Origin of the sequence: Salmonella bongori NCTC 12419, assembly GCF_000252995.1 — a bacterium.
GTDB classification, from domain to species: domain Bacteria; phylum Pseudomonadota; class Gammaproteobacteria; order Enterobacterales; family Enterobacteriaceae; genus Salmonella; species Salmonella bongori.
Map to the genome: position 1 here is coordinate 3907565 of NC_015761.1, position 16180 is coordinate 3923744.

The window sequence follows — 16180 nt, forward strand, 5'->3', positions numbered from 1 at the left end:
AAAGTAGTTACTTTTTTACGTTGGCGTTCAGCCCGGCGCTGATGCGCACCTGCTCCAGAATGGCGCTCCAGTCCTCATGGCCACGTCCTGCGGCTCGCGCCTGGTTATAAACTTCCCGGGAGGCGGCACCGAGCGGCATCGGTACGTGCAGTTGATTGGCGACATCCAACGCGATACCAAGATCTTTGTGCGCCAGATCGATCATGAAGGCGGGAGAAAGATCCCCTTTCAGCACTTTGTTTGGCCAGGAGGTGGTGAAATGGCCCTTTCCGGCAGGGGTGCCGTTCATTACTTTTAGTGCCACATCAAAAGAGAGGCCGAGTGCTTCACATAACACGGCGGCCTCTGCGGAGAGCGCATTGAGCGCAATACTCATGTAGTTATTAATTAACTTCACGCGGATGCCCATCCCTGGTCCACCGGTGTTAATCAGTTCATTGCCCATCGCCATCAGTATTGGCGTCGCCCGTTCCACCTGTTCAGCGGTACCGCCCGCCAGCAGCAAAAGCGTGCCTGAAACGGCGTGATCGGAGGTACGCCCGACTGGCACATCCATCATGCTGAACCCTTTGCTCTGCATGTCGGCAATCAGCTTGTCGGTTTGCAGCGGATGAATAGTGGACATGTCAATGACCAGTGCTTCACGGGACAGAGTTTCGCAAACGCCTTGCTCACCAAAGAGAACGGTGTGTACCAAATCGCCATTCGGGAGCATGGTGATAACAAATTCAGCGCCGATGGTTGCCTGAGCCGGGCTGCCCGCAGGTTGCGCGCCTTTGTCCGCCAGATGCTGTACGGCGTTGGGATTAACATCGAAGACACTGAGTTGATGGCCCTGCTTTAGCAAGTTGCTCGCCATAGGTGAGCCCATCTGCCCCAATCCGATAAATGCTATAACTGCCATATCGTTCTCCTGAACACAGTAGTGTCATTTTTTGTCATTGGTGAGCGTTATTTTTGTCTGTTTGTGATCGTATTTGTAATTTATAGTCAAAAAATTGACAGCCGTCACTTTTTAAACATTTCGTGAAATTAAAATGATCCCATCCAAAGATGCTTAAGGAATGACCATGATTCGTGTTGCTTGTGTAGGTATTACCGTGATGGATCGCATTTATTACGTTGATGGATTACCGACGGAAGGAGGGAAATATGTGGCGAAGCGCTATACGGAAGTGGGCGGTGGGCCTGCGGCGACCGCTGCCGTGGCTGCGGCGAAATTGGGCGCGCAGGTGGACTTTATTGGCCGTGTGGGCGATGACGACACCGGAAACAGCCTGCTGGCGGAGCTGGAATCCCTGGGGGTAAATACCCGCTATACCCGCCGCTATACGCAGGCGATGTCGTCACAGTCAGCGATTATGGTAGATGCCAAAGGAGAGCGGATTATCGTTAATTATCCCAGTCCGGATTTGTTACCTGACGCTGACTGGCTTAACGACATCGATTTTTTGCAGTGGGATGTGGTGTTGGCGGATGTACGCTGGCATGACGGCGCGAAACAGGCCTTTACGCTGGCACGGCAGGCGGGAGTCATGACCGTTCTGGATGGTGATATTACGCCGCAGGATATTAGCGAGCTGGTGGCCTTAAGTGACCACGCCGCCTTCTCCGAACCGGGACTGGCACGTCTGACGGGGAGCAGCGAAACCCTTGATGCGCTAAAAAAAGCACAAACGCTCACAAATGGACATGTCTATGTCACGCGAGGCAGTGAAGGCTGCAACTGGTTGGAAAAAACGACGGTACGCCACCAACCGGGTTTTACCGTGGACGTGGTGGATACGACCGGTGCAGGCGATGTTTTTCACGGCGCACTGGCATTTGGGCTGGCAAGTGGATACGCCATTGAGAAGGCGGTCAGATTTGCCAGCGGCGTTGCCGCGTTGAAGTGTACGCGCCCGGGTGGCCGGGCGGGTATCCCTGATTGTGAGCAAACCCGATCTTTCCTGTCGCTTTTTGTATAATATGAGCAGTAAGAAGCTTTTAGAGGAATGCTCATGAGTCTTACCGAACTGACCGGTAACCCGCGACACGATCGGCTGTTAATGCTTATTGATGAGCGCGGCTATATGAATATCGATGAGTTAGCCTGTCTGTTGGAGGTTTCTACCCAGACGGTTCGCCGCGATATTCGTAAATTAAGCGAGCAGGGGCTGATTACGCGTCATCACGGCGGTGCCGGTAGGGCGTCCAGTGTCGTCAATACCGCTTTTGAGCAGCGGGAGGTCTCCTGGACGCAAGAGAAAAAAGCCATTGCGGAAGCCGTGGCTGACTATATTCCGGACGGCTCCACGATATTCATCACGATTGGAACGACGGTTGAGCAGGTTGCACGCGCGTTGCTCAACCATAACCATCTGCGCATTATCACCAATAGTTTGCGCGTCGCGCACATTCTTTATAATAACCCTCGCTTTGAAGTTATGGTGCCGGGCGGCACGTTACGCCCACATAACAGCGGCATTATCGGGCCATCCGCGACGGCATTTGTCGCGGGGTTTCGGGCGGATTATCTTGTGACCAGCGTAGGCGCGATAGAGAGCGATGGCGCATTACTGGAGTTTGATGTTAATGAAGCCAGCGTAGTGAAAACCATGATGGCCCATTCCCGGCATATCCTGCTTGCCGCCGATCATACGAAATACCATGCTTCGGCAGCCGTTGAGATCGGCAATGTGTCACAGGTTACCGCTCTGTTTACTGATGAGTATCCCGGTTCGGCATTGCAGAATTTACTTCAATCCCAGCAAATCGAAGTGGTTCAGGTGAATCCGTCGCTGGACGAGGCCGCTTCAGTGTGACGACGATTTTGTACAGGATGGCGGCGCCAGCGCCTTATCAGGTCAATAAAAATGATGATGCGGCCCGGGACGATGCCGGACCCATTGTCTTTTTGTTAATTGATTTATAAAGGGATACATAGTCAAACTTCTCCTTTCCCGCTACAGTTATTCCTCCCCGGTTAGCAAGGAGAATGGCATGCTCTATATCTTTGATTTAGGTAATGTGATTGTCGACATCGACTTTAACCGTGTATTAGGTGTATGGAGCGACCTGAGTCGCGTACCGCTGGCTTCGCTGAAGCAAAAATTTACGATGGGAGAGGCTTTTCACCAGCATGAGCGCGGTGAGATAACTGACGAAGCTTTTGCTGAAGCCTTCTGTCATGAGATGGCATTACCTCTAAGCTATGAACAATTCTCGCACGGCTGGCAGGCGGTCTTTGTCGGATTACGGCCCGAAGTGATTGCCATCATGCATAAACTGCGTGAGCAAGGGCATCGGGTGGTGGTGTTATCGAACACTAACCGGCTGCATACCCATTTCTGGCCGGAGGAGTATCCCGAGGTTCGCGCTGCCGCTGACCATATCTATTTATCCCAGCATTTGGGGATGCGTAAGCCGGAAGCGCGCATTTATCAGCACGTTCTGCAAAAAGAAGGATTTTCCGCCACCGATGCGGTCTTTTTCGACGACAACGCCGATAATATAGAAGGGGCCAGCCAGTTGGGGATCACCAGCATTCTGGTGAAGGATAAAACCACCGTTCCTGACTATTTCGCGAAGCTGTTATGCTAAAAATCGTTCACCAAAAAGCTGGACGCCATACACGCCCTGTACGGGCCTGGTTAAAGCTATTATGGCAGCGTATTGATGAGGATAATATGACGACACTGGCGGGTAACCTCGCCTATGTCTCACTACTTTCCTTAGTACCGCTTATTGCCGTCGTTTTTGCCCTTTTCGCTGCCTTTCCGATGTTTTCTGATGTCAGCATTCAGTTACGCCATTTTATTTTCGCGAACTTTATGCCAGCCACCGGGGATGTGATTCAGCGCTATATTGAACAGTTTGTCGCCAATTCCAACAAAATGACGGCGGTAGGCGCCTGTGGACTGATTGTGACGGCATTGCTTTTGATGTATGCCATTGATAGCGCGTTAAATACTATCTGGCGCAGCAAACGTACACGGCCAAAAGTGTACTCTTTTGCAGTATACTGGATGATTCTTACCCTCGGTCCGCTCCTCGCTGGTGCCAGCCTGGCGATCAGTTCCTACCTGCTTTCTTTACGTTGGGCCAGCGACCTGAATACGGTCATCGATAATGTATTGCGCATCCTTCCTCTGCTGCTGTCGTGGATTTCATTCTGGCTACTTTACAGTATAGTCCCCACGACTCGCGTGCCGAACCGTGACGCGGTTGTCGGCGCATTTGTCGCAGCTTTACTGTTCGAGGCAGGAAAGAAAGGTTTCGCGCTTTATATCACCATGTTCCCATCATATCAGCTTATTTATGGTGTACTGGCAGTGATTCCCATCTTGTTTGTCTGGGTATACTGGACCTGGTGTATTGTCTTGCTAGGCGCGGAAATAACTGTCACTCTCGGGGAATACCGCAAACTTAAATTAGCCGCAGAACAACAAGAAGCAGACCAACCATGATTGCATTAATTCAGCGCGTAACCCGTGCCAGCGTCACCGTGGAGGGAGAGGTGACGGGTGAAATCGGCCCAGGACTTTTGGTGCTATTAGGTGTCGAAAAGGATGACGACGAACAAAAGGCAAATCGTTTGTGCGAGCGCGTGCTGGGATATCGTATTTTCAGTGATGCTGACGGCAAGATGAACCTGAACGTACAACAGGCAGGCGGTAGTGTGCTGGTGGTGTCCCAGTTTACGCTGGCGGCGGATACGGAGCGCGGCATGCGTCCGGGCTTCTCAAAAGGCGCCGCGCCGGATCATGCAGAAGCGTTATATGAATATTTCGTTGATCGCTGCCGCCAACAGGATATGCACACGCAAACCGGGCGCTTCGCCGCCGATATGCAGGTTTCACTGGTCAATGACGGCCCCGTGACGTTCTGGCTCCAGGTATGAGCCAGCTTCCTGCGTGGCCGCGGATAACAAGAGAGAGTACTGCTATGTATCACCTTCGGGTACCGCAAACAGAAGAAGAATTAGAACGTTACTACCAGTTTCGCTGGGAGATGTTGCGTAAACCGCTGCACCAGCCGAAAGGGTCTGAACGGGATGGCTGGGATGCGTTGGCACACCATCAAATGGTGGTGGACGAAGAAGGAAACTTAGTGGCTGTAGGTCGCCTGTATATTAATGCCGATAACGAGGCGTCAATTCGTTTTATGGCTGTACACCCCTCGGTACAGGATAAAGGACTGGGAACGTTAATGGCGATGACCCTGGAGTCGGTCGCCCGGCAGGAAGGCGTTAAACGCGTCACCTGTAGCGCACGTGAAGACGCGGTTGAGTTTTTTGCCAAGCTTGGATTTGTCAACCAGGGGGAGATCACCACGCCCACGACCACGCCAATCCGTCATTTTCTGATGATTAAGCCGGTCGCATCGCTGGATGCTATTCTGCATCGCGGCGACTGGTGCGGGCAACTGCAGCAAGCGTGGTATGAGCATATCCCCTTGAGTGAAAAGATGGGGGTACGCATTCAGCAATACACCGGACAAAAGTTTATTACCACAATGCCGGAAACCGGCAACCAAAATCCGCACCATACCCTGTTTGCCGGTAGCCTGTTTTCGCTGGCGACGCTGACCGGATGGGGACTTATCTGGCTGATGCTGCGCGAGCGCCACCTCGGAGGAACCATCATTCTGGCAGATGCGCATATTCGCTACAGTAAGCCGATACAAGGTAAACCCAGCGCGGTGGCGGATTTAGGCTCGTTGAGCGGCGATCTGGACAGGCTGGCGCGGGGCCGCAAAGCACGTGTACAGCTACTGGTGGAGTTATCTGGCGACGATCATCCGGGTGCCGTTTTTGACGGAACGTTTATCGTTCTGCCTGCTAAACCCTATGGCGCATACGTCGAGGGTGGTAACGAGGAAGAGTAGGGCAACCAAAGCACCGGATTTTCGCCATGTACACGTATAAATCGAACCGATATCAGCCGCTGCCAGGTTTGAAAGCTTATACCTTTAAGCGGTGTTTCTTCCTTGTTGCAATATTTTCTGTACGTCTTTGAAAAACGCCGGGCAAGCGCTACCCGACGTGTTAGTTACTCCCCTTCGCCCGGGAACAGGAACGGGTTGATGGAACTGCGGGCAAAACCTTCTTGCTCCATTTTGGCGTCCAGAATCAGCGAGGCGAGATCGTCGGCTACTGCTTCAACTTTTGGGTCTTTTTCCTGATACAGAATCTTCAGGTAAGTGCCGCAGTCGCCGCAGCTTTCGGCTTTTACTGCTGCCTGTTCATTGTCGAGCGACCAGTAATGTAAATCACGGCTCTGTTCGCAATTGCTGCATTTCACACGTACGACATGCCACTCGGTTTCACACAGGTTGCAGTGCAGATAGCGCAAACCCTGAGTCGTACCGATTTGCACGATGCTTGATACCGGCATCGAACCGCATACCGGGCAATACTGACGTTGTTCGCCGTATTCGGCGCGTGCTTTGCCAGGGATCAGGCTCGCCATTTGTGCCCAGTACAGCGATAGCGCCGCCCAGATAAACGGCGCTTTATCGCTGCTTACTGAAGAAAAATCAGACGCAAATAGCGCGCTTGCCATCTGTTCCAGCTCCTGCTCCGAAGCCTTCTCCAGATTCTCGATCACCGCCAGCGCGGGGCCGCTCATCTCGGGCTTTAGCTCAGCAATCAGCGAGTGCAGCAACTTTTGCCAGTGCTTATCACGCGGCAATACGTGAATATCCAGTGGTGGCTTGCCTTGCTCGTTCGCTTCTTTAATGCGTGCGGTCAGATCCATCTCCAGCGGATGGTCGTACAGCACCACTTCCTGCGCGTGGGCTATCAGCGCAGCAAAGCGCAGATAATCGCCCAGCGGGTTACTTTCAGCCAGCTCGCGCAGTCGTTCGGCGCGGCGGTTGTAGACGTTTTTGAGTCGGGGGAACAATAACGGCGGAATCATATCCGCCGTACATTTCTCGCTCGAACCCAGCTCATCTTGCGGGATTATGCGAATACTCATTCAGTTTCTTTTTCCGTTGTCTTGCGGACTTCTCGGTACCAGCGCGGGTGATGTTTCTTCGCCCACGATCGGGTTACCCAGCCTTCCACCATCGCGGTAATGGTGCCTTTCACCCAAAGGGCGGCGTAGATATGCACCATGATAACCACAATTAACGCGACTGCGGCAAATGAATGCAACATTAACGCGAATCGGATCACCGGGATTGAGAAAGCAGGCGCAAAATATGGACGCCAGATGATCACTCCACTCACTAACAGCAGGACCAGGAAGATAATCGCCGCCCAGAATACGCATTTCTGGCCGAAGTTATAACGTCCTGTATCACCCACTTCCTCGTTGACGACGATCTTACGAATATTCTTCGCCCAAAAGATATCATCCCGATTGATTAGATTGTGGTGCCAGTAACGGAAAAACATGATGATGAACGAGGCAAACATAACCACGCCCACGAACGGGTGCACAATACGCGCCAGTTGGGGAGTGCCCATAATGTGCATCAGCCAGTTAAAGGAAGGGAATAAAAATCCCAGCCCGCTCACCGCCGCCAGCACGAAGCAGAAGGCGACGATCCAGTGGTTGATGCGTTCCGGCGCGGTATAGCGCACGATGGTGTCACGTCTTTTCATTTGCGCACCTCGTCTTTCTCTTCATGCAGGTTGTCATCTTCCTCATCCGCGCGGTTCGGACCGACCCCGACATAGTGGAAGACGCTGGCGGCAAAGGTCGCGGCGAAACCGAACGCGGCGAGCGGTTTCCAGACGCCTTTCCAGAATTTAACGGTTTCGCTGATCTCCGGGTTTTCAGGCAGACCGTGGTACAGATTCGGCTTGTCGGCGTGGTGTAACACGTACATGACGTGCGTACCGCCGACGCCAGCGGGATCGTACAGGCCCGCATTGTCATAGCCACGGGTTTTCAGTTCCGCCACGCGCTCGCCCGCCAGCGTTTTCATATCCTCTTTGGAACCAAAGTGGATAGCGCCGGTTGGACAGGTCTTCACGCAGGCCGGTTCCTGGCCGACCACCACGCGGTCAACGCACAGCGTACATTTGTAGACGCGGTTGTCTTCCGGGTTAAGACGCGGCACGTTGAACGGACAGCCGGCGATGCAGTAACCGCAACCGATGCACTGCTCAGACTGGAAATCGACAATGCCGTTAGCGTACTGAATGATTGCTCCTTCTGCCGGGCACGCCTTCAGGCAGCCCGGATCGGCACAGTGCATACAGCCATCCTTGCGGATCAGCCATTCCAGTTTGTCGTTCTGCTCCACTTCCGAGAAACGCATCACCGTCCATGATTTGGCGGTCAAATCCGCCGGGTTGTCGTACACCCCAACGTTGCTACCGATTTCATCACGGATGTCGTTCCATTCCGAACACGCCACCTGACAGGCTTTGCAACCGATACAGGTGGTGACGTCGATGAGTTTCGCCACTTCTTCCTGATGGTCCCGCGCCTGAGGCGCGGGGGTGAAACCGTTAGTCGCGGAACGACGAATGATGTCTTGAGATTGATAAGCCATATGTCGTCTCCGTTATACCTTTTCCACGTTCACGAGGAAGGACTTAAACTCTGGCGTCTGCGTGTTCGCGTCACCGACGAATGGGGTGAGCGTATTGGCAATAAAGCCTTTTTTCGCCACACCTTCGTAGCCCCAGTGAATAGGAATACCGATAGTATCGATATCCTTGCCGTCCGCTTTCAGCGTGCGAATACGCTTGGTCACCACCGCTTTGGCTTTGATATAGCCTCGGTTCGAGGAGACCTTCACGGTATCGCCATGCGCGATGCCGAGCTTATTCGCCAGCTTCTCGCCAATTTCCACAAACTGTTCCGGCTGGGCGATAGCGTTAAGCAGTGCATGCTTGGTCCAGTAGTGGAAATGCTCGGTCAGACGGTAAGTGGTGCCGACGTACGGGAACTTATCGGCCTTACCCAGCGCTTCGGCATCGTCTTTAAAGATACGGGCGGCAGGGTTAGAAATGACGTTCGGATGCAGTGGGTTGGTACCCAACGGCGTTTCAAACGGCTCGTAGTGCTCCGGGAACGGCCCTTCCGCCATTTTATCGATAGCGAACAGGCGGCCCATTCCTTCCGGCTGCATGATGAATGGCCCGACATCGCTACCCGGCGCGGCAGCGCTGTAGTCCGGGATATCCATCCCGCTCCATTTTGCGCCATCCCATTTCAGGATTTGACGCTTCGGATCCCACGGGTTGCCCTGCGGGTCGGCGGAGGCGCGGTTATACAGAATGCGACGGTTCAGCGGCCACGCCCAGGCCCAGCCCAGCGTATTGCCGAGGCCGGATGGATCCGCGTTATCACGACGCGCCATCATGTTGCCTTCTGGCGTCCAGCTCCCGGCAAAGATCCAGCAGCCGCTGGAGGTCGTGCCGTCATCGCGCAACTGGGCAAACGAGCTGAGCTGTTGGCCTTTCTTGACGATCACCGCACCGGTTGCCGGGTCGATAATATCGGCCAGCGCTTTCCCGTTACTCTCCATGGCCACTTCTTCAGAGGCAGGTTCATCCGGCGTGGTGTAGTTCCACGTCATGTTCAGCACCTGTTCTGGATTAGCGCCACCCTGTTCGGCATACATCTTACGCAGGCGTAAGAAGATACCCGCAAGGATTTCGCCATCGGTACGGGCGATCCCCGGGGCGTCGGCACCTTTCCAGTGCCACTGCAGCCAGCGACCGGAGTTAACAATAGAACCGTTCTCTTCGGCAAAGCAGGTTGATGGCAGGCGGAACACTTCAGTCTGGATTTTTGATGGATCAACATCGTTAGACTCACCGTGGTTTTGCCAGAAGGTGGACGTTTCGGTGTTGAGTGGATCGATAGTGACCAGGAACTTGAGTTTGGAAAGCGATGCGATCACTTTGTTTTTGTTCGGGAATGAGGCGACCGGGTTAAAGCCCTGGCAAATATAGCCATTCACTTTCCCTTCGTTCATCATCTCAAAGTACTGCAACACGTCGTACCCTTTATCCCACTTCGGCAGCCAGTCAAAGCCCCAGCTGTTTTCCGCCGTCGCTTTATCACCAAAGAAGGCCTTCATCATTGACACGAAGAATTTCGGGTAGTTGCCCCAGTAGTTCACTTGCCCCTGGAGCAGTGGCTTTGGCGTGTTGGCGGCAAGGTAAGTCTGTAGATCGGTTTGCTTTTCGCTTGGCAGCGTCAGATAACCCGGCAGGCTTTGTGACAGCAGGCCTAAGTCGGTCAGCCCCTGAATGTTGGAGTGACCGCGCAGGGCGTTGACACCGCCGCCTGCCATCCCCATATTGCCGAGCAGTAGCTGAATCATCGCCATAGTACGGATGTTCTGCGCACCGACGGAGTGCTGCGTCCAGCCCAGCGCGTACAGGAATGACGCGGTTTTATCTTTGGCGCTGGTTTCTGCGATGTACTCACAGACTTTCAGGAAATCGGCTTTTGGCGTCCCGCAGATATTTTCCACAACCTCCGGCGTATAGCGGGAAACGTGCTGTTTCAGCAGGTTCCAGACGCAACGCGGATGTTGCAGCGTGGTGTCACGTTTGGCAAAGCCGTTTTCGTCCAGCTCATAGTTCCAGCTGGTTTTATCGTACTTGCGTTTATCCGCGTCATAGCCGGTGAACAAACCATCGTCGAAGCCAAAATCTTCACGCACGATCAGGCTGGCGTTGGTGTACGCCTCGGTGTATTCACGGTTATATTTTTCGTTCGTCAGCAGGTACAGCATTACGCCTGACAGGAAAGCAATGTCAGTACCAGAGCGGATCGGGGCATAGAAATCGGCTACCGACGCCGTACGCGTAAAGCGTGGATCGATAACAATCAGTTTCGCGCCGTTGCGAATTTTCGCTTCCATCGCCCAGCGGAACCCGACCGGGTGGGCTTCAGCGGCGTTACCGCCCATCACCACGACGAGGTTGGCGTTCTTGATGTCGACCCAGTGGTTGGTCATCGCACCGCGACCAAATGTTGGAGCAAGACTTGCTACCGTTGGTCCGTGTCAGACACGCGCCTGGTTGTCGACCGCGAGCATACCCAGCGCGCGGGAGAATTTTTGCGTTAAATAACCGGTTTCGTTACTGGACGCGGAAGCACACAGCATCCCGGTGGAGAGCCAGCGGTTAACGGTGACGCCGTCGGCATTCTGCGCCTGATAGTTGGCGTCGCGGTCTTCCTTCATCAGTTTGGCGATGCGCTCAAACGCTTCTTCCCAACTGAGCTTTTGCCATTTATCGGAGCCAGGTGCACGGTATTCGGGGAACTTCAGGCGGCTTTCTGAATGGATGAAATCCACCAGACCGGCCCCTTTCGGGCACAATGCGCCACGGTTAACCGGATGATCCGGATCCCCTTCGATATGGAAAATAGATGCTTTGGCGTTTTTCGCACCGTCGCCGAGGCTGTACATCAACAGCCCGCAGCCAACGGAACAGTAGGTGCAGGTGTTACGGGTTTCGCGGGTGCGCAGCAGTTTATATTGCCGTGTTTCCGCTAGCGCTACGCTGGGTGCAAAACCCAGTGCCGCCGCCGTGGTGCCTGCCATACCGCCAGCGCAGATCTTAAAGAACTGCCTTCTGCTGACCTGCATGGTTTGCTCCTTGTTTCGACATTGTCACTTCTCTTTCACATTTCTCTATCCGAAACGCTCAGGGAGTGGTTGTTATTTTTCTTTACGGGCTGGCCCGCAAAGGTTCAGAATTGGGTAAATTTTCCTCCATCCGGGAGGAGTTGTGACAGAATACCATAATGTTGGTGTGCGTGTTCTTATATGGTTAAAAGAAAGTGAACAATATACTGTCTGAAGAAGTCCTAAATGTGACTGATTTCACAACCTCACGCCAGCTGACTCTCTGGAAACGCGAGGATTTACAGCACCCCCGACGTGATGATGTGGCCGAAGAAGTGCCGGTTGCGCTGGTGTATAACGGCATTTCGCATGTCGTCATGATGGCTTCTCCGAAGGATTTGCCCCATTTTGCGATGGGATTTTCGCTGTCTGAAGGGATCATTGACAGTCCGCGTGACATTTTTGGGATGGATGTTGTGCCGTCCTGTAACGGACTTGAAGTGCAGATCGAACTTTCCAGCCGCCGCTTTATGGGGCTGAAAGCGCGTCGCCGCGCGCTTGCCGGCCGCACCGGCTGCGGCGTGTGTGGCGTTGAACAGCTCAATGACATCGGTAAGCCGGTGCAGCCGTTGCCATTTACCCAGACGTTTAACCTCGGCAACCTTGATCGGGCGTTAACACATCTGAATGATTTTCAACCGACAGGTAAGCTGACCGGTTGTACCCATGCGGCAGCGTGGGTCATGCCGTCGGGTGAACTGGCGGGGGGCCATGAAGATGTCGGACGCCACGTTGCGCTTGATAAACTTTTAGGCCGTCGCGCCGTAGAAGGTGAACGCTGGCGGCAGGGTGCAGTACTGGTCTCCAGCCGCGCCAGCTATGAAATGGTGCAAAAATCCGCCATGTGCGGCGTAGAGATCCTGTTTGCAGTTTCTGCCGCGACGACGCTCGCCGTTGAGGTCGCCGGGCGCTGCAATCTGACGCTGGTGGGGTTTTGTAAGCCGGGCCGGGCGACGGTTTATACCCATCCTCAACGGTTGATCAGTGCGTGATTGATATTCAATTAGTTTGAAAAAGAAAGGCAAATCCTTCCACTTTTAGTTGTCCATGTATCCGCCTATGATTTAGCTCATCAAGGCATGGTGCCTTACTCAAACAACGAATCGTAAGGATTTATATCATGAAAAGCATCAAAACTTTTGTCGCAGTTATCGCTTTGGCTACCTCTTTTGGCACTTTTGCTGCCCAGTCTGTCACCGCAACCGGTACGACGCTGGAAAACACCGAAGCGAAGATTGCCGCGCAGGCTGAACAAGCGGGTGCAAGCTCTTATAAAATTACTCAGGCATACACCGGCAACCGCGTACATATGACGGCAGAACTGCTGAACTAAGCCGCCAGCCACTGTCGAAAGAGCGCCCCGGGGCGCTTTTTTTGTTTAATTTATCCCCGCCAGCCGCAATAGCGCAGTGACTACCGCGGCGGCGATAATCACCACAATCAGCGGCATTTTACGCCAGGCTAAAAATACGGCGAAGGCCACACCCAGAACGCGCGCCATCCCGGCAAAATGTTCACCTTCGTAGAAGGTGGTCGCCAGAGCAACAGAGAATAACAGCACCGTGGCCGCATCTGACAGCAACGCCTGTGAACGTTCGGATAGCGCCAGACGGCTGCCAAGTTTCGCGCCGCCGAGCCGCATCAAATAGGTTCCCGCAGACAAAAGAGCAATACCGATAATAAATAGCGTCATATTGCCCATTATTTTTCCCTCGCCAGTAAGCCCAGCAGCGAAAGCAGCACCGGCAATCCGGCCGCCACAAAAGGAACGGCGGCAAGCGACAGCGCGGCGCCGCTGCAACCACGAATCAATGTGGTGCGGTTTTTAAACGCCGGTATCACTAACGCCAGTAAGATCGCCGGGAATACGGCATCCAGACCGATGGTTTCCGGTGCCGGGAGCAGTTTGCCGACACCTGCGCCAATCAGTGTGCCAATCGGCCACAATAGGGCGACGCCCAGACCGCATAGCCAGTAGGCGGCTTTACGTTGTTCGGGTGTTTTTTGCGACAAGCCGAATACCACGCTCTCATCATTCATAATATGGCAGCCGAAAAAGCTGGCGGCGCGGGTGCCAACCAAATCGCGCACCGTTACGCCAAACGGCACGTGGCGGGCATTCACCAGTAACCCTGCCGCTGCCGCTGCCAGCGGATTACCACCGCTGGCAACGATCCCAATAAACATAAATTCGGACGCGCCTGCCAGCACAAAAATAGAGAGTACAAACGGCACCCACATGGGGAAGCCGTAGGCCATTGCCAGCGAACCATAAGACATGCCGACAACACCCACAGCCAGGCACACTAAAAATATCGCTTTTATCGTGTCTCCTTTGAGACAGGAAAAGTAATGTTTCATCTTCTTTTAGCCATATCGAACGAATTTTCATTATAATGAACGGAACAGATATGCTTTACAAGACGAACGTTTCGTTCGTTATAGTGAACGTTGGATTTTTTATGACACAACCTATCAGCGTCATTGCCAGAAGCCTGGTGCGCGAACGCCGGAGAACCGGATTATCGCTGGCGGAAATTGCCCGGCGTGCGGGAATTGCCAAATCGACCCTCTCACAGTTAGAAGCGGGAAATGGCAATCCCAGCCTTGAAACGTTGTGGTCGCTTTGCGTTGCGCTGGATATTCCCTTTGCGCGTCTGCTGGAGCCGCAGGAACAAAAAACGCAGGTGATTCGTCGCGGTGAAGGGATGAAAGTCGTGGCGGAACAAGCGCATTATCAGGCTATTTTGCTGGCGGCGTGCCCGCCGGGAGCGCGGCGTGATATCTATCTGCTGCTGACCCAGCCTGGAGCGGATCGCGTTTCTCATCCACATCCGTCGGGATCGGTGGAGCATATTATCGTGACGCAGGGAAAAGCGCTGGTCGGCTTAACCGACGCAGCGGAGGAGTTGGCGGAAGGGGATTATATTTGCTACCCCGGTGACCAGTCGCATATTTTTAAAGCGCTGGAGCCGGATACCCAGGCGATTCTGGTGCTGGAGCAGAACTGAGCCAGCTGCCGGTTGTGCCGGATGGCGCTACGCTTATCCGGCCTACGGTCCTAAGCCAGATAGAACACTTCCTGTAGCTCGGCGCTAACCGGGCTATTGTCCGGATTGGCGGGCATTACATCGCGCATAAATTTCCACCAGCGCTGACAGACGTCGGTGCTGGCAACGGCGTTCCAGCGCTCCTCGGATTCAATCTCAACGGTGGCGAACAGCAGATTCCGTTCCTTATCAAGGTAGATTGCGTAGTGATGGGCGCCATGTGCCTTCAGCACGCTTTCCAGTTCCGGCCAGATGGGGTTATGGCGACGTTGATACTCCGCGTGGGCATCAGCATTCACCTGCATCACGAAGGCCTTGCGGATCATAATGCCTCCAGATACAGCTCGCGAACTTCATCACGGCTGGCGGCGCGCGGGTTGCACGGCGCGCAAGGGTCAGCAAGCGCTTTATCCAGCCAGCCTTCGATATCTTCTTTGGTGACGCCCAGTGTGCTAAAGCCCTGTGGAATACCCACGCGTTGGCTTAGCGCGCGAATGGCGTTAATGGCTTCCTGGCTCGCGGCTTCATCGCTCATGCCACGCGTATCCACGCCCATCGCCTGCGCCACGCGGGCAAAGCGCGCTACCGCGTTGGGACGGTTAAAGTTTTCGATGATCGGCAGCAGGATGGCATTGCAGACGCCGTGCGGCAGGTTATGCGTCGCGCCCGGCTGGTGCGCCAGTGCGTGAACCAGGCCCAGACCAGCGCTGTTGAACGCCATTCCCGCCAGATATTGTCCAAACGCCATTTGCTCACGGGCTTCGAGGTTATGACCATCCTCAACCGCTTTCGGCAGCCACAGATTGATCAGACGAATTGCTTCCAGCGCGTTGGCATCAGTGAGGGGATGTGCGCCTACCGAAACATACGCTTCCACCGCGTGGGTCAGCGCGTCCATACCGGTTGCCGCGGTGACAGAGGCCGGGATCTCCAGCATTACGCTGGCATCATCTACGGCGATATCCGGGATGATGTTCGGGTCGATAATGACCTCTTTTACCTGACGCGTGGTGTCGATGATAACCGCATTGCTGGTCATTTCTGCAGCGGTACCGGCGGTGGTATTGATCGCGACCAGCGGTACGCCCGCGTTCTTCACTTTTCCGACGCCGGAGTAGGCGGTAGACGGCCCCGGGTTGGCGGTGAGGATTTTCACTGCCTTCGCGGTGTCGATCGGGCTGCCGCCGCCGAAGGCGATGATGTAATCACAGGCTTGCGCCTGGTACACAGCATAGCCTTTTTGTACCAGAGCCTCGGTGGGGTTCGGGAAGACTTCATCAAACAGGTGATAAGGCAGCTGATGCGCGTCCAGAGCGCTAAACAGGCTGTCCAGTAGGCCGAGTTTGACCAGTTGACCATCGGTTACGATCAGCGCTTTGCCCCATTGCTTATTCGCCACCAGATTGACCATATCGCCAATTGCCCCTGCGCCATGCAGGCTGATTTTAGGCAATGCCAACATAAAGCTCATAACGTTCTCCTTGAACAAGATCCCTGGTGCCTGATGGCGCTACGCGTCTCGGGCCTACGATGAA

Annotated in this window: 18 protein-coding genes; 9 read left to right on the plus strand and 9 right to left on the minus strand. The window is 54.2% G+C overall.

Features of this window, described 5'->3' with window-relative positions; genetic code table 11:
• Positions 1 to 7 precede the first annotated feature (7 nt).
• The gene (gene yihU / locus SBG_RS18465) at positions 8 to 904 is read right to left on the minus strand and encodes a sulfolactaldehyde 3-reductase (protein WP_000268256.1); all 897 of its coding nucleotides are present in this window, start codon (positions 902 to 904) and stop codon (positions 8 to 10) included.
• A 166-nt stretch (positions 905 to 1070) separates the two neighbouring features.
• Between yihU and SBG_RS18470 the strand changes: the two genes are divergently transcribed.
• From SBG_RS18470 to fabY, 6 genes are all read left to right on the plus strand, one after another.
• Positions 1071 to 1967: a sugar kinase gene (locus tag SBG_RS18470; protein ID WP_015703084.1), complete on the plus strand. Its 897-nt coding sequence runs from the start codon at positions 1071 to 1073 to the stop codon at positions 1965 to 1967.
• A gap of 33 nt (positions 1968 to 2000) precedes the next feature.
• A complete protein-coding gene (locus tag SBG_RS18475; RefSeq protein WP_000059686.1) occupies positions 2001 to 2804 on the plus strand; it encodes a DeoR/GlpR family DNA-binding transcription regulator in 804 nt (267 codons plus the stop codon).
• 178 nt (positions 2805 to 2982) lie between these two features.
• Entirely contained in the window at positions 2983 to 3582 is a 600-nt protein-coding gene (gene yihX, locus SBG_RS18480; RefSeq protein WP_000965694.1) for a glucose-1-phosphatase, read from the plus strand.
• A complete protein-coding gene (locus SBG_RS18485) occupies positions 3576 to 4448 on the plus strand; it encodes a virulence factor BrkB family protein (RefSeq protein ID WP_000913130.1) in 873 nt (290 codons plus the stop codon). Before yihX ends, SBG_RS18485 begins: the two co-directional genes overlap by 7 nt.
• The gene (gene dtd / locus SBG_RS18490) at positions 4445 to 4882 is read left to right on the plus strand and encodes a D-aminoacyl-tRNA deacylase (protein ID WP_000560989.1); all 438 of its coding nucleotides are present in this window, start codon (positions 4445 to 4447) and stop codon (positions 4880 to 4882) included. Before SBG_RS18485 ends, dtd begins: the two co-directional genes overlap by 4 nt.
• 44 nt (positions 4883 to 4926) lie before the next feature.
• The gene (fabY, locus tag SBG_RS18495; protein WP_024135158.1) at positions 4927 to 5868 is read left to right on the plus strand and encodes a fatty acid biosynthesis protein FabY; all 942 of its coding nucleotides are present in this window, start codon (positions 4927 to 4929) and stop codon (positions 5866 to 5868) included.
• 164 nt (positions 5869 to 6032) lie between these two features.
• On the opposite strand, the gene fdhE is transcribed toward fabY, so the two are convergent.
• Genes fdhE through fdnG form a run of 4 tightly spaced genes read right to left on the minus strand, consistent with a single transcriptional unit; the run spans position 6033 to position 11556 of the window.
• On the minus strand, positions 6033 to 6962 hold the full coding sequence (fdhE, locus tag SBG_RS18500) for a formate dehydrogenase accessory protein FdhE (protein ID WP_000027692.1): 930 nt from the start codon (positions 6960 to 6962) through the stop codon (positions 6033 to 6035).
• Complete coding sequence (gene fdoI, locus SBG_RS18505; protein ID WP_000829030.1) at positions 6959 to 7594, minus strand: formate dehydrogenase cytochrome b556 subunit; 636 nt, start codon at positions 7592 to 7594, stop codon at positions 6959 to 6961. Before fdoI ends, fdhE begins: the two co-directional genes overlap by 4 nt.
• On the minus strand, positions 7591 to 8493 hold the full coding sequence (gene fdxH, locus SBG_RS18510) for a formate dehydrogenase subunit beta (RefSeq protein ID WP_000331357.1): 903 nt from the start codon (positions 8491 to 8493) through the stop codon (positions 7591 to 7593). The genes fdoI and fdxH overlap by 4 nt, the downstream gene beginning before the upstream one ends.
• A gap of 12 nt (positions 8494 to 8505) precedes the next feature.
• Positions 8506 to 11556 (minus strand): formate dehydrogenase-N subunit alpha, encoded by a 3051-nt coding sequence (gene fdnG / locus SBG_RS18515; protein WP_077909600.1) that lies wholly within the window; start codon positions 11554 to 11556, stop codon positions 8506 to 8508.
• A 194-nt stretch (positions 11557 to 11750) separates the two neighbouring features.
• Between fdnG and fdhD the strand changes: the two genes are divergently transcribed.
• Together fdhD and SBG_RS18530 are read left to right on the plus strand one after the other, a co-directional pair.
• Positions 11751 to 12587 carry a formate dehydrogenase accessory sulfurtransferase FdhD gene (gene fdhD, locus SBG_RS18525; RefSeq protein WP_024135159.1) on the plus strand — a complete coding sequence of 279 codons (837 nt, stop codon included), beginning with the start codon at positions 11751 to 11753 and terminating at the stop codon, positions 12585 to 12587.
• Positions 12588 to 12715: 128 nt separating this feature from the next.
• The gene (locus tag SBG_RS18530) at positions 12716 to 12928 is read left to right on the plus strand and encodes a YdgH/BhsA/McbA family protein (RefSeq protein ID WP_000836010.1); all 213 of its coding nucleotides are present in this window, start codon (positions 12716 to 12718) and stop codon (positions 12926 to 12928) included.
• Positions 12929 to 12973: 45 nt separating this feature from the next.
• Here SBG_RS18530 and SBG_RS18535 read toward each other — a convergent pair whose 3' ends face one another.
• Together SBG_RS18535 and SBG_RS18540 are read right to left on the minus strand one after the other, a co-directional pair.
• Entirely contained in the window at positions 12974 to 13297 is a 324-nt protein-coding gene (locus SBG_RS18535; RefSeq protein WP_000527673.1) for an AzlD domain-containing protein, read from the minus strand.
• Positions 13297 to 13956 carry an AzlC family ABC transporter permease gene (locus tag SBG_RS18540; protein WP_000683592.1) on the minus strand — a complete coding sequence of 220 codons (660 nt, stop codon included), beginning with the start codon at positions 13954 to 13956 and terminating at the stop codon, positions 13297 to 13299. The genes SBG_RS18535 and SBG_RS18540 overlap by 1 nt, the downstream gene beginning before the upstream one ends.
• 101 nt (positions 13957 to 14057) lie before the next feature.
• On the opposite strand from SBG_RS18540, the gene SBG_RS18545 reads away from it, so the two are divergent.
• Positions 14058 to 14606 (plus strand): helix-turn-helix domain-containing protein, encoded by a 549-nt coding sequence (locus tag SBG_RS18545; RefSeq protein WP_020845729.1) that lies wholly within the window; start codon positions 14058 to 14060, stop codon positions 14604 to 14606.
• A gap of 50 nt (positions 14607 to 14656) precedes the next feature.
• Here the strand turns inward: SBG_RS18545 and rhaM are convergent, their stop codons facing one another.
• A complete protein-coding gene (gene rhaM / locus SBG_RS18550; protein WP_000619471.1) occupies positions 14657 to 14971 on the minus strand; it encodes an L-rhamnose mutarotase in 315 nt (104 codons plus the stop codon).
• Positions 14968 to 16116, minus strand: coding sequence for a lactaldehyde reductase (gene fucO / locus SBG_RS18555; protein ID WP_000009273.1), 1149 nt, complete (start codon positions 16114 to 16116; stop codon positions 14968 to 14970). Before fucO ends, rhaM begins: the two co-directional genes overlap by 4 nt.
• Positions 16117 to 16180: the final 64 nt, after the last annotated feature.